The sequence below is a fragment of the Arthrobacter sp. zg-Y20 genome, assembly GCF_030142075.1.
GTDB lineage: Bacteria > Actinomycetota > Actinomycetes > Actinomycetales > Micrococcaceae > Arthrobacter_B.
This window is the reverse complement of sequence record NZ_CP126241.1, coordinates 1124412-1142343: the sequence shown is the minus strand read 5'-3', so window position 1 is coordinate 1142343 and position 17932 is coordinate 1124412. Positions and strand designations below refer to the sequence as shown.

Here is a 17932-nt window from a genome sequence, read left to right as displayed (position 1 = left end):
GCTACTGAACACTTTTTGAAACGGAGAACTCCATGGTTGGAACACGGTCAAAGCAGCCGACACACTCAGGCGAGGGTCACCTGGTCAGCAACATCCTTACCTTCGTAGTGATGTTTGCGGTCTTCCTCGGCGCCATCTTCTCGCTGAACTGGCTGAGCCTGGACAACGTCTGGCCCATGGCCATCCTGCTGGTTGCCGCCTGCGGCATGTACTTCGTGGCCTTCACCATCGGGCGTTCGGACACCACTACCGAACTGGCCAAGGGCTACTCCCACAACGAGTAGGTCCGGCACCACACAGCACCACACCAGCGATGCACCCGAGGCCACCGGCCCGGGTGCATCGCTCGCTTAACACCGCAGGCTGCCCGCAGCAGCGGGACCGCGGCCGGGGAAACTGAGTAGCGGCCCGGGGCAAGCAGGTAGCCCTTACTCTTAGCGCACGCATGAAGCGCTCCCTAGATTCGCTGCATGACTACCATGATGACCCGCAGGGAATGGCGCCGGGACCGGGCCCGGCAGCAGCGCATCACCTTCATTGGCTACGCGGTCCTGGTCTCCTGCCTGGTGGCCGCCGCCGCACTCTTCCTGGTCGCCGTGACCGGCTGACCGCCCCGGGAGCCCCGGGGAGCCCCTACTCCTTGAAAACGGCGTCCAGCACCTGCTTGGCCCACGCCAGTATTTCGGCATCCATCAGGTCCCGTCCGCCAATCCGCGCTGTCTTCGGCTTCGGCACGAGCACCGCGTTCAGGGCCGGCTTGACCTGCGCCCCCGGGTACATCCGCTGCAGCCGCATCACGCGTGATTCCGGCAGGTCGGCAGGGGCGAACTTGATGAAGTTGCCCTGCAGCGCAACGTCGGTAAGCCCGGCTTCCCGCGCGTCCACCCGGAACCGGGCCACATCGATGAGGTTCTTCACTTCCTGCGGCGGCTCGCCGTAGCGGTCCACCAGTTCGGCCAGGACCTCATCGATCCCCTCGTTGGTCAGTGCGGAAGCCAGCTTGCGGTAGGCCTCCAGCCGCAGCCGCTCCCCCGGCACATACTCGTGGGGCAGATGGGCGTTGACCGGCAGCTCGATCTTCATCTCGGCGGCCTTCTGCTCAGCCTCGCCGCGGTAATCGGCCACAGCTTCGCCCACCAGCCGGATGTACAGATCGAAACCAACACCGGCTATGTGCCCGGACTGTTCCCCGCCCAGCAGGTTGCCGGCGCCGCGGATTTCCAGGTCCTTCATTGCCAGCTGCATGCCGGCGCCCAGTTCGTTGTGAGTGGCCACTGCCTTGAGGCGTTCAAGCGCCACCTCGCCCAGCGGCTTCTCGGACGGGTAGAGGAAGTAGGCGTAGGCCCGCTCCCGGCCGCGGCCCACCCGCCCGCGCAGCTGATGCAGCTGGGACAAGCCGAAGTGGTCTGCCCGGTCCACAATCAGCGTGTTGGCGTTGGAGATGTCCAGGCCGGTCTCGATGATGGTGGTGCACACCAGCACGTCAAAGCGCTTCTCCCAGAAGTCCACAATGATCTGTTCAAGCTTCGACTCGCTCATCTGGCCGTGCGCGACGGCGATCCTCGCCTCCGGCACCAGCTCCTGGAGGTGCGCGGCGGTCCGGTCGATGGAGGACACCCGGTTGTGCACAAAGAAGACCTGCCCTTCACGCATCAGCTCCCGGCGGATGGCGGCGGACGCCTGCTTGTCCGTGTACGGACCCACGTAGGTCAGCACCGGGTGCCGTTCCTCCGGCGGGGTCGCCAGGGTGGAGGTCTCCCGGATCCCGGTCAGGGACATTTCCAGGGTGCGGGGAATCGGGGTGGCGCTCATGGCCAGCACATCCACGTTGGTGCGCATCTTCTTCAGCGCTTCCTTGTGCTCCACGCCGAAACGCTGCTCCTCATCCACGATCACCAGGCCCAGGTCCTTGAACTGGACCTCCTGGGAAAGCAGGCGGTGGGTGCCGATCACTACGTCCACCGAACCGTTTTTGACGCCCTCAATGGTGGCCTTGGCCTGCTTGGCGGTCTGGAACCGGGAGAGCGAATCGACCCGGACCGGGAAACCGGAGAAGCGTTCGGCGAACGTTTCCATGTGCTGCTGGGCCAGCAGCGTGGTGGGCACCAGCACCGCCACCTGCTTGCCGTCCTGCACCGCCTTGAACGCCGCCCGAACCGCGATTTCCGTTTTGCCGTAGCCCACGTCGCCGGACACGAGGCGGTCCATGGGCACTTCGCGCTCCATGTCCGCCTTGACCTCGTTGATGGTGGTCAGCTGGTCCGGCGTTTCCACGTAGGGGAAGGCTTCCTCCAGCTCCCGCTGCCAGGGGGTGTCCGGGCCGAAGGCGTGGCCCCTGGAGGCCATCCGGGCCGAGTACAGCCGGATCAGTTCCCCGGCGATCTCCTTGACGGCCTTCCGGGCCCGGCTCTTGGTCTTGGCCCAGTCGGAGCCGCCCATCTTGGACAGCACCGGGGTTTCGCCGCCAACATAGCGGGTGATCTGGTCCAGCTGGTCTGTGGGGACAAACAGCCGGTCCCCCGGAGCGCCGCGCTTGGAGGAGGCGTATTCCAGCACCATGTACTCGCGTACGGTCTTGTTGGCGCCGGCTCCGGTGGCGCGCTGGATCAGTTCAATGAACTTGCCGACGCCGTGCTGTTCGTGGACCACAAAGTCGCCCTCGTGCAACTGCAGCGGGTCCACGGCGTTGCGCCGCTTGGAGGGCATCTTGCGCATGTCGCGCGTGGAATATGCGCTGGCCCGGCCCAGCAGATCGGCTTCCGTGAGGAGCCCGGTCTTGAGCGTGTCGAAGACGTATCCGCGGCCGGCGCTGGCCGTGGTGATGGCGATGACGCCGGGGCGCGGTTCGGTGTCCACGGACTCCACCAGGGCGGCGGGGATGTCATTCTCGCGGAACAGTTCGGCCAGCCGCGCTGCCGGCCCGGGGCCTTCGGTGACCACGACGACGCGCCACATGTCCCGCACGCGGCCGCCGATGAAGTCCATCATCTCGGCCACATCACCCTGGTAGCCGCGCGGTTCGCGGGCGTTGATGGTCAGCGTGTCGATATCCAGCACGGTTTCGTCGTCCGGGTTAAAGGACGTGATGGACCACCAAGCCACACTGTTGGCGTGCGCAGCGGTGCGCGTTTCGGCCAGGGAACGGAAGCTGGCGGCGTTCAGGTCCGCCGTGAGTCCTGCGGACAGGTCCAGCGGCGCCGAGCCGCCGTCGGAGGCCGTGGCCCACGCCGCGGCAAGGAATTCCTCGTTGGTGGCGGCCAGGTCATGGGCGCGGGCACGGACCTTTTCGGGTTCGATCACCACGGCAATCGAGCCGGCGGGCAGCTCGCCCATCAGTGGAACCATCCGGTCCACCAGGACCGGTGCGAGGGATTCCATACCCTCCACGGCAATACCGCCGGCGATCTTCTCCAGCATGTCCGCCGCTGCGGGCATCTGGTCCTTGAGTTTCGCGGCCCGGCTCATCACTGAGGGAGTGATCAGGATTTCGCGGCAGGGAGGAGCGTAAAGCTCGCTGGGGTGGGTGATGTGCTCACCTGACAGGGTGCGCTGGTCGGCGACGGCGAACCAGCGCATCGAATCCACTTCGTCGCCGAAGAAATCAATGCGGATGGGGTGGTCCTCGGTGGGCGGGAAAACATCCAGGATGCCGCCGCGCACCGCGAACTCGCCGCGGTGGGAGACCATGTCCACCCGGGCGTAGGCCGCCTCGGACAGTGCGGTGACCACGGAGTCGAAGGGCTGCTCCTGCCCCACCTTCAGGGCGACCGGCTTCAGCTCCCCCAAGCCTGCCACCAGCGGCTGGACAACGGCACGCACCGGCGCCACCACAACCTGCACGGGAGCGGTTTCCGGATGGGCCAGCCTGCGGAGGACGGACAGCCTGCGTCCCACCGTGTCCGAGCGGGGCGAAAGCCGTTCGTGCGGGAGCGTCTCCCAGCTCGGGAACTCCTCGATGCCCGCCAGCGGAAGGTAGCTGCGCAGCGCAGCGGCCAGGTCCTCGGCTTCACGCCCCGTGGCGGTCACGGCCAGCACCACCGGGGGCACGCCGTCGCCGGCCCCCGAGGCAGCCAGGCCGTCCACAACTTCGGCCAGCAGCGCCGCGCGCATGCCCTGCGGCGCACCGATCTGCAGGTCCTCACTGCGGTTTGCGGGCGGCCGGGAGGAAAGGGTGCGCACCCGGGCGTAGGACGGGTCCTCGGTGAGGGCGGCACGCAGTCCGTTCAGGCTCATGGGGGTGTTTTCTCCTTCACGACGCAACGCAAATACCCGAAGTTCACAGACGGAACCCCGGGGTTTTCTTCCACCCTACCCGCTGCCTGGGGGCTCCGGCGCACCTGTCGCTGAGAGCGGAAAGACGGTTTTCCGGCCCGGCGCTTCCCATCGAATCCGTTGCTGGATTTTCCCTGTGCGCCCTGCGACGCTTGAAAGGCACTGGCGTCACTGCAGTTCCCCACAGCTTCCTTTCCGGCAGCTGGCCTTGCGGCTGCCTTCACCAACGGAGGATTGCCCCATGACACGCAAAGCACCGGCACGCAAAGCGCCCTTCCGGGCTATCGGGTTGGCGGTACTCACCCTCGCACTTGGCGCCTGCGCCGGCACCAACGGCGACGGCGGGGGCACCGCCACCGGCAGCTCGAGCTCCTCGGCATCGGATGCGTCGTCCTGCTCCACCATCTCCCCCAACAGCCCCGGCGAAGAGAACTGCCAGGCGGCAGGGATCCCGGGAAGCACAGCTGCCAATGAACGCTGCACCGGAACCCCGGCCGCATCCCCCACCGACGGACTGAACGAAGGAACCTTCGGCCCGTACTGCGAAAACGCGGTCGCCATCAGCTACAACGCGGGCCTGATCCCGGACGACGCTGAGGGCATCGTGACCGTTACCGAGACCAATGCGGACACCACCGTGGAACTGACCGCCCAGGGCTTCTCCCCGGACATGACCTTCACCGCGCAACTGCACGAGCGCACCTGCGGAGCGGACCCTGCCGATGCCGGCGGGTTGGTCCAGAATCCGCAGGACAGTACCGGCGGCAACGGACTGGCCGTGGACTTCACCACGGACTCCTCCGGCAATGCCACGGCCACCGGTACGGTGCCGTGGGTCCTGCCGGGCAGCGGCGGCGGCCACTCCCTGCTGATCTTCGAGGCGGGCGGCAGCGAAAACGGCGAAGCAGCCGGCTGCATGACCCTCGCTCAGTAGGGGGGCGTTTACAGGCCGGCTGCGGGTCCGGTTTAGGATGAGGGTTGGCCGGTAGGCGGGCGTGCCCGCAGTTATTCAGCCGGCGTTCGCACCCACCTCTGGAGGACCCATGGCCCTGAACGCAACAACCATCCTGCCCTACGACGTCGCCACCGTGACGGACGCCTTCGCCAACGAGGACTTCCTGCGCAGCATCAGCGAACACGTGGGCGGCTCCCTGGTCTCGGCCACCGTGGAGGGCGACACGGCAGGTGCCTTTGTCCTGACAGCAGTGCGCACCATGCCGACCGACCGCCTCCCGGATATCGCCAAGAAGTTCGTTGGCGCTACCCTGACCGTCACCCAGAAGGAACAGTGGGCCGCACCGGGCGCGGACGGCACCCGCGAAGCCGCTGTTGAACTGTCCGTGGGCGGCGTTCCGCTTAAGGTGACGGCCGTACAGCGCCTGGTCACAGTGGCCGAAGGCACCCGGGTGGACGTCGACGGCAACGTCGGTTCCTCCATTCCGTTCCTCGGCGACAAAATCGCCAAGGCCGCCGAACCCATGATCGGCAAGGCGCTGACCATCCAGGCAGGCCAGGCCGGCAAGTGGATCGAAAGCCGGAAGGGCTAAGCATCTCCATGAGCCTTCCCACGCCCCTGGCCCTCGTCCTGATCGTCGCCGGCCTGTGGTCCATCCTGGTCTGGCCCTCCTTCCTCAAGGACGTACTGAAATCTCCGCAGGCCCGAGATGAAAACGGCGCCGCCACCCGGTACATGACGGTGAACCTCATGAAGATCAGCTCCGCCATGGTCTTCGGCCTGGCCACCATAGTGATCGGCATCCGGGCACTGGCCGGTTGATCTTCCGGCTGCTTCTCCGCAACGCCCCGGCAGGGATTCCTTCCGGGGCGTTGCGCTGTTCCCGGACCGTTGAAGACCCCCGGAGTCCGCTGCAGGGGCTTCCGGGACACCCGCCAACGTAGAACCGGGTAGACTGGTTCACGGTGCGCCGGGAAGTCTGGTCGGCAATTGTTTGCCGTACCCGAATCCGTTAGGAACCTTTTGATGGCCTCTGAGTCACCCAAGCCCCGCAGCCCCCGTACCGTCCTGAGCCGGGGCAGCTACGGCGAAGCACAGCGCATCGGCGAAATCCTTAGAAAAGAAACCGTAGGCGGCATCCTGCTGCTCGTCGCCACGGTTGCCGCCCTGATCTGGGCAAACTCCCCCGTTGCCGACAGCTATTTTGCCGTCCGAGACTTTGAAATCGGATATGAGCCCTGGCACCTCAAGCTCAGCATCGGCGCCTGGGCCGCGGACGGACTGCTGGCTATCTTCTTCTTCCTCGTGGGACTTGAACTCAAGAAAGAATTCGTCGCCGGCGACCTGCGGGACATCCGGCAGGCCATTGTGCCTATTGCCGCGGCGGTGGGCGGCGTGGTGGTCCCCGCCTTGATCTACGTTGCGGTAAACGTGCTCGCCGGCTCGGACGGGCTGCGCGGCTGGGCCATTCCGACGGCCACGGACATTGCCTTTGCGCTAGCCGTGCTTGCCGTGATCAGCTCCCACCTGCCCAGTGCCCTGCGGATTTTCCTCCTCACACTGGCCGTGGTGGATGACCTGATTGCCATCACCATCATTGCCTTCTTCTACTCCGATGACGTGCATCTGGGCTACCTGCTCTGGATGTTCCTGCCGCTGGCGGCCTTCACGCTGCTGGTCCAGCGCCTCCCCAGGTTCTTCGGCACGCGGACCTGGCCCGCTTGGGTGATCCTGCTGCCGCTGGCCGTGGTTACGTGGGCTCTGATGCATGCCTCCGGCGTACACGCCACCGTTGCCGGTGTCCTGCTCGGTTTCGCCGTCCCGGTGCTGCGCCGCGGACCGGACCGCAGGAAGCTGCCGGCCAACCCCGAGCTGCCGGGGCTTTCAGAGATCTTCGAACACCGCTTCCGCCCCATTTCCACCGGTTTCGCCGTGCCGTTGTTCGCTTTCTTCTCCGCCGGCGTCGCGCTGGGCGGATTCGACGGCCTGGGCCGCGCACTGACAGACCCGGTGGCCATCGGCATTATCGTGGCGCTCGTCCTGGGTAAACCGCTGGGCATCCTGGCCACCACCTGGGGCATCACCGCCGGCACCAAGGCGAAACTGGACCCGGACCTGCGCTGGGTCGACCTGCTGGGCATCGGAGTTCTCGGCGGGATCGGCTTCACTGTGTCACTGCTGGTCAACGACCTCAGTTTCGCGGTGGGCAGTTCACACAACGACGACGCGAAGGTGGGCATCCTTGCCGCATCCCTGCTCGCCGCGCTGCTGGCATCAATCCTTCTGACCGCACGCAACCGGCGCTACCGCGCGATCGAGGAACAAGAGCGGCTGGACGCGGACAATGACGGTGTCCCGGATGTGTACGAAGGACGCGAGGATTAGCGGCAGCCGAACTCCGCGTACGGACCCAGCCAGCTGTTCTTGGTGGTGTAAGACATCGTTGTGGGCCACATCTGTACCCGCTCGGACGGAAAGGAAATGTCCGGCTCCTGAACCTGGATGACGCCCGAGACCGGACTCTTAGGAAGGGCCGTTCGAAGGCTCACCGCCATCGGCTGAGTCCTGCCGTTGGTCGTGCCGAGCGCCGAACGCAGCCCTTGCAGCTCTGAGGGGTTCACGGTCAGCTGCTGCCGCGGCACAGCGTAGGACTTACTGGCTGCACCCACCGTGAAGGTCAGGACGTATGCGGCATCCGTTTCCAGACCGGCCGCCGGTGACCATGAGATTTTGCCCGATTCGGTGCACCATGGCGCCGGCGGTTTTACGACATTGGGCATCGGTGTCACGGTAATGGTGGCCGCAGTGGATGCACTCCAGTAGGCATATGCTGCGGTTCCGCCGAGTCCAAGCACCACCGTCAGGAGAAACGCGACGGCGGCGGTACGGAACCCCGGCAGCCGCCGCAGCCGGCCGAACCGGCCGGTGCCGACACGGGGGGCCATCACTTGGTCCCGCTCCCGGCTCTCCGCAGCCCCCTGCTGCGCCTTGGTACTCATTGGCTCCTGCTTCGTAGACGGACACCTGCCGCGGCGAAGAACGCCACCGACAGTACTATCAGGAGCGTACCCGAGAGTGACCGGATGATGGGTTCAACGGTGCTCTGGAAACCCGCCGGCGCCGCGTCCGTAAGCCTGCCCGCTTCTGCCGGCGCCACGTTGGCGTTGAAATTCGGTGTGCTGCCCGGTACCTGTCCCGGCTCACCTGCGGCCGCGGGAAAACCGGCCATTGCAGCAGCGCCCGGGGTGTTCTGTCCGGCCTGGAACAGGGCAGCGATCCGCCCGGTGCGGTTTGGTGTCGGTGCGACCCCATCGGTGCCGGTGATGCCGTTGCCGCCGGTTCCCGTTCCGGGTGTTCCGTTGTCCGTCCCGCCGCCGCTGGCGGGGATTTCCGGGTTCCCCGCCGAACCATCCAAGGCCTCGCAGGCATCCGGGCCGGTCCCCGGGATGTCCGTGGACTGCAGATAGAACACCAGGTCGAACGCTGCGCTGCGGTTACGGGCGGCATTGGGCGCCTCGATGGAAAGGTCCGCCGTGAGCTGCACGCGTACGTCCTCTCCGGGGGCAAGTTCCCACCCCTGATAAAGGGAGGTGCACGCTCCGGCATCGCCAAGCAGCACCGGATTACCGCCAATACCGTCTGCTGATGCGCTGACCGAAAGCAGGCCCGCCAATTCGGGGTCCAGGATCGGCCTGACGGCGCCCGCCGAGAGATGGGCCGGTCCGTCCCCGTTGTTGCGGATCCAAATGGACCCCGCGGTTGAGCTGCCCGGAACCAGCCGGATGCCCTGGTCAAAAACAGGGGTGGCCAGTGTCGGTGCAAAGGAGGTGCCGTCTGTACTGAAGGCCAGGTAATCACCGGCCGCAGCCGCAGCCGGCATGCCCGTAAGGGCGACGGCTGCGGCGGCGCTGGCGACCACACCCATAGTGAGCCAGCGCTTCGCCGGCCAGGAAACAGGCATTAGACGGCTACGGGCTTCCGGTGGCTGCGCAGGTGCTGGCGTGAGCTGCCGTGGGTGCAGTGCTCGCACTCTTCCAGTACCGGATCGTCCTCCATGTCGTCCCTGTCCAGGGACAGCGTGCCAAAAATCGGATTCGATTCCGAAGCCGGCCCGGCTCCGTCGGAGTCATTGCCCGGCTCGCCGCTGCCGGCGTCACCCGTCTCCCCGTCCTCACGCCTCTTGGCCAGCGCACCGCGGACCATGGTAACCACGCCGTAGCCGAGTAGTGCGACGGCGCCCCACTGCAGGGCGGCCCCCCGGTCCGAGTTGCCGAGGGCGTTGGCAGCGAAGCCAACGAACGGGACCGCGTAAAAGAGCTTGCCGCGCACCTGGATTTCGCGCACCGGGTTCTCGTCCGCAACGTCATTGTTGTCGCCCTGGGTGATCAGGGTCCGCGCGCCGTCCTGGGCCGTGCCCACGGAAACGATGCGGTGTGTGATGACGGCCGGATCGTTGGATTCGATCTGGTAGGTGATCACGTCGCCCACGCGCAGTTCCTCGAACGGAACGGGCTTGACCACCAGAAAGGTGCCGGGTGCGTAATGCGGGGCCATGGAACTGGTCAGGACGCTGTAAGTCTGCGATCCGGTCACCAGTGGGACAACTACCAGGACCAACGCGATCAGCGCGGTGGCGCACAGGGCAAGGTAGCTCAGGCCGGTTCCGATGAAACTCAACGGACTGGCAGGCTTTTCTGCTGTTCTGCGGCCACTTGACATGGTTTTCCTATCCATCACTTAGCTGCCGGCGCAAGCTGCGCCACGCTGAGGTTTACGGGGATGCTGACCGGAGTGCCCAGAAGACGTGCCGGTGTGCTGGTGCTAAGGGTGATCTTGAAACAAAGAGTCTGGGTCGCTCCGGTACCTAGTGTCTGGAGCTGCGGGGTGCCGGGCGGAACATCCAGAGGTGCGGAACATGTCTGACCTGCCTTCAGGACGCGGGCGGTCACCGTGAGGTTGCCCTCGAGCAGGGTGCCCGGGGCGGGCAGCCCAACGGCCGGCTGAAGCACCAGCGGCGACCCCGGCTGCACGTTGACCGCGTTGGTTACCCGCACGGACTGGTAAGCGGATGTTCCGCGCTTCAACTCCCCGGGATTCAGCGCCAGCGCGGGTGTGTCGGCCATGTTGGCGTCGTTGATCAGGACGTTGAAATCTGCGGCCTGAATAGTTCCGGCGTTCACTTCCACCGATGCATTCCACAGGGCGTAGCTGCCCTGGACCGTCATAAGACCGAGCACCACAGCGGCCAGGACCAGGCCGGCGCCTTTCAATGCTCGAAGACTCTTCACGGTTTATTTCCTCCAGGGATTGGGCTGTGTGCGGCACTCCGCGCACAGCCCGGACTTGAACAAGGGGTGGAGAAGCGGTGCTAGCTGACAACCTGGGTCAGGGTGAAGCCGACCTTGTTCAGGGCGAGCGTCATGTTTGCGTCGGCGCGTCCCTCGGTCTTCGGGTTGAAGATGAAGGTGCCCTTGGCGGTAATAACGCCTGAGTTGTCCTTGGTGAGCAGCGCCGGGTCTACGGCCTTGCCGTTCTGCGTGTAGGTCACGGTGGGCATCGCGCTGCCGGTGAACCTGTTGACTGCTGCGACGTTGCTCATTTCAAGCTTGGCCTTGAGCTGGTCACCGGTGAGCGTGACGTTGATGTCCTGCGTGAAGACCAGAACATCGCCGGGCACTGCGCGGTAGGTGGCGATGTCGATGGGCGCACCCGCCGCGGTGCTCCAGGTGCCCGTCTTCGTGGTACCGAGGTTCAGGTCGCCGGCAGTGATGGTTCCGGGAGCAACGTCCGCTGCCGCGTTCCAGGTAGCCAGCGTTCCGCCGCCGCCGAGCAGCATGGCCGCTCCGATGCCGATTGCCAGTGCACCCTTGGTCATGCTCTTCATCGTTATCCCTTTGTTCGAAAGTCTTTGGCCCCGGAATGTTTTCCTGCCGCTGGGATAAGTCTGCTGCCCGGCCCTCAAGAATCGACGGGCGCTTGGCGCAGGGTTGCGGCAACATTGGGGCAATGCTCAAGCGCCGCACAAGGTAGTCTCAACATCGACTCAAACCGGTGCCGCGACCACCGGAAACCGTAGCGTTCTTCCGGCCGGAGGACCCATGCCCCGTCATGACAAACCCATGAGCCGCCCGCCGGGCGCTTCCATACGCGCACGCGGGGCCGCCGCCGTCGTGCTGGTGGTCTACTTGGTGTTGCTGGGTGCGGCAGTGTTCTGGCCTTCGCCTATCGACCGGCCAGCCGCCGCCTTCCTGCAGGACACCGCACTGCGCCTGTATGAGCTCGGACTTCCGCCATGGTTCGACTACGCCCGTCTTGAATGGTCCGCCAACGTGGCCCTGTTCATCCCGTTCGGCCTGCTTGCCGGGCTTATCCTTCCGCGCAGATATGTGTGGCTGGCAGGAGTGTGCGGTATTGCGGCGTCCATTGGCATCGAGACAGCTCAGTCGGTGTTTCTTCCCCTGCGCTATGCGACGGTCAATGACGTGGCGGCGAATTCGATAGGCGCCGTATTCGGCGCGGGCCTGGCCTATTTGCTGCATGCCCGGCCCCGGGCGCGGCGGCGGGCACCGTTTTCCTAAGGGCAATTAAAGATGCCCTTACCGGCGAAATTCAGCGGGAACAATTGCAACTGAAATATTGCCACGATCTTGAGCGTTGCGGGCACCCGTTCCTGAGCTTGGAATGCCACTGTTGGTGTTGGCCCGGGAAGTGTCCGAGCCGGCACCGATCCAGGATCCATAACCTCGACGAGCCCCCACTCGAAGGATATTTTTTGTACTTCACTGCCCCGCAGCGGAGCCAGCCCGCAGAAGCGGGTATGCCTCCGACCGCACCAGCATTCCCGGCCATGAGCCGGCATCCCGGCCTGCCGGCCGCAGCGCGGTCGGTGATGCCTGAACTCCCCCACCGGATGATCGCGCTGGCCACCCTGCTGGATTTGAGCGAGCAAATGGGAGCACGCACCTGCCGGCAGTACATCGGCAACTACATTTCCATGTGGGACGGACGTTTCGCCCGTCTGGTGGGGGCCGCAGAAACGAAGGATCTCGAGGCCGCCATGGATGTGGTCCTGAGCATCAAGATCTCCAGCCACATGGCCGGCGCGGAACGGCTCTCAGCCTTGGCCGCGGAGGCCCAAGCGGCCGTGGCGGCCTACGATTTTCCGGCACTGGACAGCATGGTCGAAGCCATCGGCCGGTGCGGCGCAGACACCATGGCGTTCCTCACCGATTCCCTGGGCCCGGCACGGCAGGACCGGTTCTAGGGCTGAAGAAGTGAAACCCCCGGCACGCCATGCGTGCCGGGGGTTTCGTCATTCCTGGGGGGACGGGCTAGGAAGCCGGGGTAAGCCGGTAACCTACACCGCGCACCGTCTCGAGCCACCGCGGTGACTTGGAGTCGTCGCCAAGCTTGCGGCGCAGGTTCCCCACGTGGACCTCGATGGTGCGCTCGTCGGCGTCGCTGATGAACGACCCGGTGTCATATTCCTCGCCGCGCAGGCGCCGGACCAGATCAGTCTTCGTCCGCACGAGGCGGCCGCCTTCCAGCAGTGCATGCAGCAGGTCGAATTCGGTCCGGGTCAGTTCCACGGCCTGCCCGTTGATCTCCGTGGTGCGCGTGCCCGGGTCGAGTGTGAGGCCGTTGTGCCCGAATGCGCCCGGGGCAGCAGCCGCCTGCGGGGCCTGGACCGCTGCAGAAGCCGCGGCCGGCATTGGATGCGCGGCGCCGTCGTCGCCGGCCGGCACGCCGGACCCGGCGCCCTCTCCTTCCGAAGCGGATTCGCCGCGGGGACGGCGGAGCATTGCCGAGATGCGCGCGCGCAGCTCACGGGGGCGGAACGGCTTGGTGATGTAGTCATCGGCACCGGCTTCAAGGCCCATCAGGGTGTCGAGCTCTTCGGCGCGGGCCGTGAGCATCACAATGTAGGCGTCGCTGAACAGGCGCAGTTGGCGGATCACTTCGAATCCGTCGATATCCGGCAGGCCCAGGTCCAGGGTCACCACAGTGGGATTGTGCAGGCGGACCATCTCCACGCCCTCGGAGCCGTTAGGGGCCGTATAGACCTTAAACCCCGACTGCTGCAGAACTGCGTTGAGAAGATCGCGGATATCTGCGTCATCTTCGACGATGACCGCTACGCGCTGTATTTCCATGCCTGTTTATTTTCCTGTCCAGCGAGACTTCGGATTGTCCGCTCCCCTTGCACGGTATCTTACAGGAGCACCCCTATAATCTGAGCTACCACTATCGGAATCCGGGGGTTCCACTTTTATATGTCCAGTCTCGAAGGCCGCCTAGCAGCCCTTTTGGGTTTCAAAACGCAGTTGTACGAACTCAATCTCCGGAGGCGGCTGCTAATCAGCCAACTGCCCCTGGTTATTTCGGTTGCCGTGGCGCTTCCCATCGCGGCACTGGTGGACCCGGGTCTTTTTGGCAATACGGCCTTTCAATTCGGTCTGGTTCTGCTGGTTTTCCTTACGGCCGCATGTGTGGCGATACCTTGGGAACGCCACCGGCCCCTGGCTTACTGGATCATTCCCGTGCTCGATTTCGCAGTAGTGGGCGGCCTGTACTACGACGGCCGCACCTCGGTCATCGGACTGAGTTTCCTGTCGATTTTCCCGGTTTTCTGGATGGCATGGTCCGGTTTGGCTCCACGCACGGCGGGGCTGCTGAGCTACGCCTGCACCACTTTGGTGCTGTGGGCGCCGCTGGTGACCACAGGAGCCTCGTCGCCCCGGGAACTGGCGGCACCCATGCTCATTCCGATCATCATGATGGGCACTTCAATGGTGGTTTCCACCGTTGAGCGCGATGGAAAAGTCCATCGCGCACGCCTGATGGAGGCGGAAGCACAGCTGCAGGGAAGCCTGCAGGAGACCCGTGTCCGTTCACAACTCCTGGACGGAGTGCTGGAGACCGTGGACGTGGGCGTGATGGCACTCGATGCCAAGGGCCGCACCATCCTGATGAACAGCCGGCAGCGAAGCAACCATGCCCTGGCCAACCTGGATGCCGGCTCGCCCGACGGCGAGAACGACCTCATCTTCGGCCTGGACCAGGTAACCCGACTGCCCCATGCGCAGCGCCCCACGCAGCGGGCACTGCGCGAAGAATCCTTCTCCGACGTTATTGTGTGGGTGGGCGCCGGTGAACGCCAACGCGCCTTGGCGGTATGTTCACGGTCCCTGCGCGACAACGGTGAATTCTCCGGATCGGTCCTGGCCTACAGCGATGTCACCGACATGGTCAACGCCCTCAATGCCAAGGAAGACTTCGTGTCCAGCGTGTCGCACGAACTGCGCACGCCCCTGACATCGATCATCGGCTACCTCGACCTGGTCCTCGAGGACCTGGAGCCCGCGGCGGTCCCGGACCATATCCAAAGTGCACTGCAGGTGGCCCAGCGCAACGCCGAACGCCTGCTGCTTTTGGTGGCCGACCTGCTGACCACCGCTTCCGGAACCATGCACCTGCACCGCAGGGACACCGACGTCGCCGAACTGGTCCGGGCGAGCCTGGACAGCGCCAGACGCCGGGCCGAAGCAGTAGATGTGGCCCTGAAGTGTGATTGCGAGCCGGGCCTGGAAGCCACGGTGGACCCGGACCGGATTTCCCAGGTGCTGGACAACCTCCTCTCCAACGCCATCAAGTACTCCCCCGACGGCGGCACAGTCACGGTCCGCTCCCGCCGGGCGGAGGGGAACCTTCTCCTGGAGGTCCAGGACAACGGCATTGGCATGAGCGAGTCGGACCAGCGGGACGTGTTCACGAAGTTCTTCCGGACCGGGCAGGTCAAAAAGGCCGCGATCCCCGGGGTGGGCCTCGGACTGGTCATTACCAAATCCATTGTGGAAGCCCACGGGGGACGGATTTCCTTCGTTTCAGAACTGGGCAGGGGCACTACGTTTCGGGTCGAGATTCCCGTGCACACGGCCGCGGATATCCCATTGCCTGTTTACTAACCGGGCCACACCCTCACCGGCGCCAGACCGGGCCGGTACTCAGCTTCCGCACGCCCGCTACTTGGATTCTGCCGTGTGGATAGGGCCTGAACCCAGACGATAGGCTGGTGGGGACTTCATCCGCCGGATCCATAGGGGAAATGTGCGTCTTTCAGTCATCGGCTGCGGCTACCTCGGCGCCGTTCATGCCGCATCAATGGCCAAACTGGGGCACGAGGTCATCGGGATCGACGTCGACCAGTCCAGGGTGGACGAGTTGTCCGCCGCGAGGGCACCCTTCTTCGAGCCGGGGCTTCCCGAACTGCTGGCCGAAGCCGAGGCCACCGGCCGGCTGAAGTTCAGCACGGACATGGCGGACGCCGCCGGGGCGGATGTCCACTTCATTTGTGTGGGTACCCCGCAGCGGAAAGGCGAATACGCCGCGGACCTGCGCTACGTTGATGCCGCCGTTGCCGGCCTCGCGCCATACCTCAAGCCCGGCAACGCGGTGGTCGGCAAGTCCACCGTTCCCGTTGGCACGGCGGCGAGGCTGGCCGAGCAGCTGGAGGAAGACGCACCCGGGGCCGTACTGGTGTGGAACCCCGAGTTCCTGCGGGAAGGCCATGCCGTCCAGGACACCCTCTCCCCCGACCGGTTTGTGTACGGCGTGCCCGCTGGCCCCGCCGGTGAAGCCGCAGCCGCTGCCCTGGACGAGGTCTATGCCGTTCCCCTGGCCACCGGCACGGCCCGGTTGGTGGTGGACTATGCCACCGCTGAACTGGTGAAGACGGCCGCCAACTCTTTCCTGGCCACCAAGATCAGCTTCATCAACGCGATGGCCGAGGTATGCGAGGCTTCCGGAGCGGACGTAACTGCGCTGGCTGACGCGATCGGCATGGACGAGCGGATCGGGCGGAAGTTCCTCAATGCCGGAGTCGGGTTCGGGGGCGGCTGCCTGCCCAAGGACATCCGTGCGTTTATGGCACGTGCCGGTGAGCTGGGTGCCGATCAGGCCCTGACTTTCCTCCGCGAGGTGGATGCCATCAACATGCGCCGCAGGTCCAAGGTCGTGGAAATGACGCGGGATATCTGCGGCGGTTCGCTGCTCGGCAAACGCGTCACCATTCTCGGTGCCGCCTTCAAACCGGACAGCGACGATGTCCGGGACTCGCCTGCCCTCAGCGCAGCCGCGCAGCTGCAGCTGCAGGGGGCAACCGTCACGGTCACCGATCCCCAGGCTCTGCAGAACGCCAAAGGACGCTTCCCGGAACTCAACTATGAACCGGTTACGGAAAACGCCATGCAGAACGCCCACGCCCTGGTCCTCCTGACCGAGTGGAAGGAGTACCGGAGCCTGGATCCGGTAGCCACCGCAGCCATGGTGGCGGAGAAGAACATCATTGACGGGCGCAACGTCCTGGACTCCGGCCGTTGGCGGGCGGCCGGCTGGAATTACCGGGGCATGGGCCGTCCCTAGTCCTCCTCCAGCACCTGTTTCCACCAGGCACGGAGGTTCTCCCGGAAGATAGCGGCGGTGTACTGCTCCTCGTAGGCGCGCCGCGCCAGCCGGCCCATCGCCAGGGCCCGGGGACGGTCCACCTGCCGCAGGACGGTAGCCAGGCCGGCCGTGTCGCCGGGCTCGTACAGCCAGCCGGTAACGCCGTGGGTCACCACATCGGCCAGCCCGCCGGCGTTGCTTCCCAGGACGGGTTTGCCCCGGGCGAACGCTTCAATGGCCACCAAACCAAACGGCTCCGGGCTGGTGGACGGGACCACCATCACATCTGCCGCGTCCACGTAGGGAGTAATGTCCGGAACTTCTCCCACCACCCGCACTGATTCGGGTTGCCGCAGCCCGGCAGCCATGGCCGCGACGTCCACGGCGTTCCCGGTGGCCGGCGGGCCGCCCAGGATGCTGAGCGTTCCCGGCGGATCCCCCGCGTCCCACGCGGACAGCAGGCACTCATGGCCTTTCCATGTATTCCACCGCCCTGCCATCACAAAACGAAGCGGTGTCCCGGCAGGGCCGTCCGGCTGTGTCTCCGGCCCGCCTTCCTCCGGCCCGCCGTGTCTTTGCGGGGCGGGCAGGTCCTCCACCCCGTTGGCAATAACGTGCACTTTATGCCGCAGGGCCGGCGGCACGGAATCCGCACAGGCGCGGGAAATAGCTATCCAGTCCGTGGCAAACCGGGACAGGATCCGCAGTACCACTGCTTCGGGTCCGGACCATATTTCCTGGATATGCAGTACCACCCGGGGAATGCGCAGCATCCGGGCAATGGGAGCCAGCAACAGGAGCGCACTGGTGGAGCAGTAGAGTACCTGCGGGCGCAGCCGAATCAATGCCGGCAGCACTGAAGCCAGCTGACCGGCAAGCAGGAGCAGGCCGCGTACCGAAATCAACCGCCGTCGAAGCACCGGCATATTCCGCCGGACGTGGCGGAATCCGAGGCGTCCCAATTCGTCACTGAGCTGTGCACCCTGTGCCGGGCCGGCGTCGGCCCCCGGGGTGCGCGGCAGCCACACCACGAGGTCCTCCCTGCGATTGGGCGGCACCGACTGCACCACTTGGAGCAGTACCCGGTCTGCGCCGTACATCTCGTTGGAAGAGTGCACACACAGAATGCCCGAGCGGGCTCGTAACGGTCTGCCCAGGCGCATGCGTGTCTCCCCGTGTCGTGTGCGTACAAACAGGCTAGGAAGCCGCCCGCCGCCCGCGGAACACTCGTTTGCTACCTACGGGAGTACTTTCAGCCGTTTA

Annotated in this window: 18 protein-coding genes; 10 read left to right on the top strand and 8 right to left on the bottom strand. The window is 65.4% G+C overall.

Annotated features, from left to right (window positions below; all coding sequences use genetic code 11):
- The first annotated feature begins 32 nt into the window (after positions 1-32).
- Together QNO06_RS05575 and QNO06_RS05570 are read left to right on the top strand one after the other, a co-directional pair.
- Positions 33-284, top strand: coding sequence for a hypothetical protein (locus QNO06_RS05575; protein ID WP_227914171.1), 252 nt, complete (start codon positions 33-35; stop codon positions 282-284).
- A 186-nt stretch (positions 285-470) separates the two neighbouring features.
- The gene (locus tag QNO06_RS05570; protein WP_227914170.1) at positions 471-608 is read left to right on the top strand and encodes a hypothetical protein; all 138 of its coding nucleotides are present in this window, start codon (positions 471-473) and stop codon (positions 606-608) included.
- Between the two features lie 25 nt (positions 609-633).
- On the opposite strand, the gene mfd is transcribed toward QNO06_RS05570, so the two are convergent.
- A complete protein-coding gene (mfd, locus tag QNO06_RS05565; RefSeq protein WP_227914169.1) occupies positions 634-4233 on the bottom strand; it encodes a transcription-repair coupling factor in 3600 nt (1199 codons plus the stop codon).
- 280 nt (positions 4234-4513) lie between these two features.
- Here mfd and QNO06_RS05560 point away from each other — a divergent pair, with 280 nt between their 5' ends.
- The 4 genes from QNO06_RS05560 to nhaA all read left to right on the top strand — a co-directional run bounded on the left by QNO06_RS05560 (position 4514) and on the right by nhaA (position 7612).
- The gene (locus tag QNO06_RS05560; RefSeq protein ID WP_227914168.1) at positions 4514-5206 is read left to right on the top strand and encodes a hypothetical protein; all 693 of its coding nucleotides are present in this window, start codon (positions 4514-4516) and stop codon (positions 5204-5206) included.
- A gap of 109 nt (positions 5207-5315) precedes the next feature.
- Positions 5316-5819: a DUF2505 domain-containing protein gene (locus QNO06_RS05555; protein ID WP_227914167.1), complete on the top strand. Its 504-nt coding sequence runs from the start codon at positions 5316-5318 to the stop codon at positions 5817-5819.
- An 8-nt stretch (positions 5820-5827) separates the two neighbouring features.
- Positions 5828-6049: an SCO4848 family membrane protein gene (locus tag QNO06_RS05550; protein WP_227914166.1), complete on the top strand. Its 222-nt coding sequence runs from the start codon at positions 5828-5830 to the stop codon at positions 6047-6049.
- 204 nt (positions 6050-6253) lie between these two features.
- Positions 6254-7612, top strand: a complete 1359-nt coding sequence (nhaA, locus tag QNO06_RS05545; protein WP_227914165.1) for a Na+/H+ antiporter NhaA — start codon at positions 6254-6256, stop codon at positions 7610-7612.
- Here the strand turns inward: nhaA and QNO06_RS05540 are convergent.
- The 5 genes from QNO06_RS05540 to QNO06_RS05520 form a co-directional block, all read right to left on the bottom strand.
- The gene (locus QNO06_RS05540; protein ID WP_227914164.1) at positions 7609-8226 is read right to left on the bottom strand and encodes a hypothetical protein; all 618 of its coding nucleotides are present in this window, start codon (positions 8224-8226) and stop codon (positions 7609-7611) included. The genes nhaA and QNO06_RS05540 overlap by 4 nt on opposite strands.
- A complete protein-coding gene (locus QNO06_RS05535; protein ID WP_227914163.1) occupies positions 8223-9188 on the bottom strand; it encodes a hypothetical protein in 966 nt (321 codons plus the stop codon). Before QNO06_RS05535 ends, QNO06_RS05540 begins: the two co-directional genes overlap by 4 nt.
- On the bottom strand, positions 9188-9904 hold the full coding sequence (locus QNO06_RS05530) for a signal peptidase I (protein ID WP_227914162.1): 717 nt from the start codon (positions 9902-9904) through the stop codon (positions 9188-9190). The genes QNO06_RS05535 and QNO06_RS05530 overlap by 1 nt, the downstream gene beginning before the upstream one ends.
- A gap of 56 nt (positions 9905-9960) precedes the next feature.
- Positions 9961-10515 (bottom strand): SipW-dependent-type signal peptide-containing protein, encoded by a 555-nt coding sequence (locus QNO06_RS05525; protein ID WP_227914161.1) that lies wholly within the window; start codon positions 10513-10515, stop codon positions 9961-9963.
- A gap of 80 nt (positions 10516-10595) precedes the next feature.
- Positions 10596-11111: an alternate-type signal peptide domain-containing protein gene (locus QNO06_RS05520; RefSeq protein ID WP_227914160.1), complete on the bottom strand. Its 516-nt coding sequence runs from the start codon at positions 11109-11111 to the stop codon at positions 10596-10598.
- 214 nt (positions 11112-11325) lie between these two features.
- On the opposite strand from QNO06_RS05520, the gene QNO06_RS05515 reads away from it, so the two are divergent.
- Positions 11326-11805, top strand: a complete 480-nt coding sequence (locus QNO06_RS05515; protein WP_227914159.1) for a VanZ family protein — start codon at positions 11326-11328, stop codon at positions 11803-11805.
- Positions 11806-12074: 269 nt separating this feature from the next.
- Positions 12075-12491, top strand: coding sequence for a hypothetical protein (locus QNO06_RS05510; RefSeq protein ID WP_227914158.1), 417 nt, complete (start codon positions 12075-12077; stop codon positions 12489-12491).
- 67 nt (positions 12492-12558) lie between these two features.
- Here QNO06_RS05510 and QNO06_RS05505 read toward each other — a convergent pair whose 3' ends face one another.
- The gene (locus QNO06_RS05505) at positions 12559-13380 is read right to left on the bottom strand and encodes a response regulator transcription factor (protein ID WP_227914157.1); all 822 of its coding nucleotides are present in this window, start codon (positions 13378-13380) and stop codon (positions 12559-12561) included.
- A 387-nt stretch (positions 13381-13767) separates the two neighbouring features.
- Here QNO06_RS05505 and QNO06_RS05500 point away from each other — a divergent pair, with 387 nt between their 5' ends.
- Complete coding sequence (locus QNO06_RS05500) at positions 13768-15192, top strand: sensor histidine kinase (RefSeq protein ID WP_227914156.1); 1425 nt, start codon at positions 13768-13770, stop codon at positions 15190-15192.
- 142 nt (positions 15193-15334) lie between these two features.
- Positions 15335-16648 carry a UDP-glucose dehydrogenase family protein gene (locus QNO06_RS05495; RefSeq protein ID WP_227914155.1) on the top strand — a complete coding sequence of 438 codons (1314 nt, stop codon included), beginning with the start codon at positions 15335-15337 and terminating at the stop codon, positions 16646-16648.
- Here QNO06_RS05495 and QNO06_RS05490 read toward each other — a convergent pair.
- A complete protein-coding gene (locus QNO06_RS05490) occupies positions 16645-17787 on the bottom strand; it encodes a glycosyltransferase family 4 protein (protein WP_227914154.1) in 1143 nt (380 codons plus the stop codon). The two genes, QNO06_RS05495 and QNO06_RS05490, sit on opposite strands and share 4 nt — an antisense overlap.
- Between the last annotated feature and the right edge of the window lie 145 nt (positions 17788-17932).